Here is a 2,682-nt window from a genome sequence, read left to right on the forward strand (position 1 = left end):
CTCAAGGAAATTACAACAAAGACGTTAGACCACTTCATGGCACAGCTACCGAGCAAGCGTTAGGCCCAGGTAGTCGATACGAAATTGATGCTACCATCGCCGATATTTACCTAGTAGATGACGATGACCCGGACAAGGTTATTGGTCGGCCGACAATTTATATGGTCATTGATGTTTTTAGCCGCATGGTTGCTGGCTTTTATATCGGTTTCGATAACCCATCTTTTCCCGTTGCAATGAAGGCACTGATATGCAGCTTTGATAGCAAAGTAAAAGCCTGTGCAGAATATGGTATCGATATTTCTGAAGAGCAGTGGCCATGTGTAGGTATTCCTGATGTTCTGTTAGCCGATCGCGGTGAATTGATGAGCCATCAAGCCAATTATTTGGTTGATGCTATAGGAGTTCGCCTTGAAAGTGCTCCCCCTCGACGGGGTGACGCCAAAGGTATCGTAGAGAGATCATTTGGCACGTTGCAAGCTCAGTTTAAGCCCTATATGCCAGGTGTCGTAACTGGTAACAAGGTTAAGAAGCATGGTGAAAGAGATTATAGAGTTGAAGCTGCTGTGGCGAGATCAGATTTTATTGAAATACTGCTCTATTCAATACTTGCTCACAACTTAAACAAACCGTTAGAAAAGTACGATCGTGCTCCTGATATGCCAGAAGGCCTTCCATCGATCCCTATTGAGCTTTGGAGATGGGGACTACAGCATCGCACTGGGCGCTTACGAGCCATCGATACGGATATTGCAAAGATACTGCTGTTACCGCGTCAAAAGGTCACTGTATCCGAGTTAGGCGTAAAGTTATGGGGATTAACCTACACAGGAAAAGAAATTATTCAGACAGGTTGGATGCACCGTTCTTCGGAAGTATCTAGACCTAAAAAACTATTTGCAGCCTATGAGCTTGGTTCTGCTAATCACATATATCTGTTTCCTGAAGAAGGAAAAAATACATTTTGGGTTTGTGATCTTTCTAGTCGAAGTAGAGAGTTCCGTGATCTAACTTGGTATCAAGTATGGGAACGTCAAGCAGCTCAAAAGCAGACTTTAGCTGAAGCTAAGTATCAATTTGCAACCGTAGAACGAGATTTTGATGATCTTCTTGAAAAGAAACTGAAGAAAGCTACAAAGAATCGTAAAACCAGTACACTGAGCAACGCGCAAAAGATAAATGACATCAAAGGCAATAAACGGAATGTTCGAGAGCAAGAGAGAAAGGAGTTAGCAATACAGCCAGTTAGGGCTAAACAAGAAGAAGTCGCGTCGGTGATACCTATAAAGGGAGAGGAGGAAAGTTATCAACTGCCTGATTTCATTCCGGAGCTATTTGATGATGAGGATGATAACTGATGAAGAAAAGCCAAGATCATCGTGTAGTAGCCGTCTATCAAAGTGCTACGCTCTCAGTTTATCGAAATAACCCGCTGATAGAGGCATTACCACCGATAAATAGTTTCCTAGACGACTCGATTGCTCTGAAGGGCTCGTTAAGGTGTGCCGCAGAAGATATCCATCGAAATGGCATCGAAAGAGCGCATAGTATCTGTCGTGTTATTGATGATTTTTTCCAGCCCCTCAGTCAGCACATACAGTTGCATGAACGACTTTCATTGATGATACGGCGTGGCTATGTTGGAAGAAATCCCGAAACAGGTGATTGGGCAAGACATATACAAAATGGTTACGAGCGTGTTTTATCTGGTGATTTGAAGGCGATAAAGTTCACGGAAGTTAGTTCTACAGCCCAAAGCATGACATTGATTGGATGTAGCGGAAATGGTAAAACAACGGCGATCAAGCAGCTTTTGTCGTTATACCCTCAAGTTATTTACCACCCTGACAGAAATCTTGAGCAAGTCGTTTATCTAAAAATTGACTGCTCCCATGATGGATCACTGAAAGAGCTGTGCTTGAACTTTTTTCGTGCGATGGATAGAGCATTAGGGACATCCAACTACGAAAGACAATACTCGATGAGCAAAAGACCGAGTATTGAAACACTTTTAGCTGCAATGGCTCAGGTTGCAAACGCTCATGCAGTTGGTGTTCTTATTATTGACGAAATACAGCACCTTAGCCGTTCTCGCTCTGGTGGCTCTGAGAAAATGCTTAATTTCTTTGTGACATTAGTAAATACCATTGGCCTTCCTGTGATTTTGGTTGGAACATCACGAGCCCGCGAGATATTTGAGGCTGATATGAGATCTGCAAGGCGAGGCTCTGGTCTTGGAGCGATTTTTTTGGGATCCAATGGAAGAAGGAAGAGAATGGAAAGCGCTCACGGATAAGTTATGGACTCTTCAATGGCTACAAAAACGTGATGAGGTGTTGTCGGATGACATTCGTTCTCTATGGTATGACCTAAGCCAAGGTGTCTTGGATATTGTGGTTAAGCTATATGTCTTGTGTCAGCTGAGAGCAATCGCGACAAAAGTAGAAAGGATCACACCTAAATTAATGCAACAGGTTTACAAGGATGAATTAAAACCTGTTCACCCAATGCTAGCAGCTCTTCGCTCGGGTGATGCCGAAGAAATGATTAAGTTTTCAGATCTTAAACTAAGCAACACTGATAAAAGGTTGCTTGAGCTGCAAAAACAGGTAGCAACAACTGTTCAGCAGACGCCGGAGGAGTTTGCATATCAACAACTCAGAACCGATGAAGAGCGGCGTG

General features: G+C 43.2%; 1 protein-coding gene and 1 pseudogene. Both read left to right on the forward strand.

Annotated elements, in window-relative coordinates:
• The coding region (locus tag IQR33_RS33680; RefSeq protein WP_228014017.1) for a transposase at nucleotides 1-1,358 on the forward strand (1,358 nt) is incomplete at its 5' end.
• A pseudogene (locus IQR33_RS33685) lies at nucleotides 1,358-2,682 on the forward strand (ATP-binding protein); the annotation flags it as partial. The gene IQR33_RS33680 and the pseudogene IQR33_RS33685, both read left to right, overlap by 1 nt.

This window comes from Vibrio sp. OPT46, from assembly GCF_015163535.1.
Classification (GTDB): Bacteria; Pseudomonadota; Gammaproteobacteria; order Enterobacterales; family Vibrionaceae; genus Vibrio; species Vibrio alginolyticus.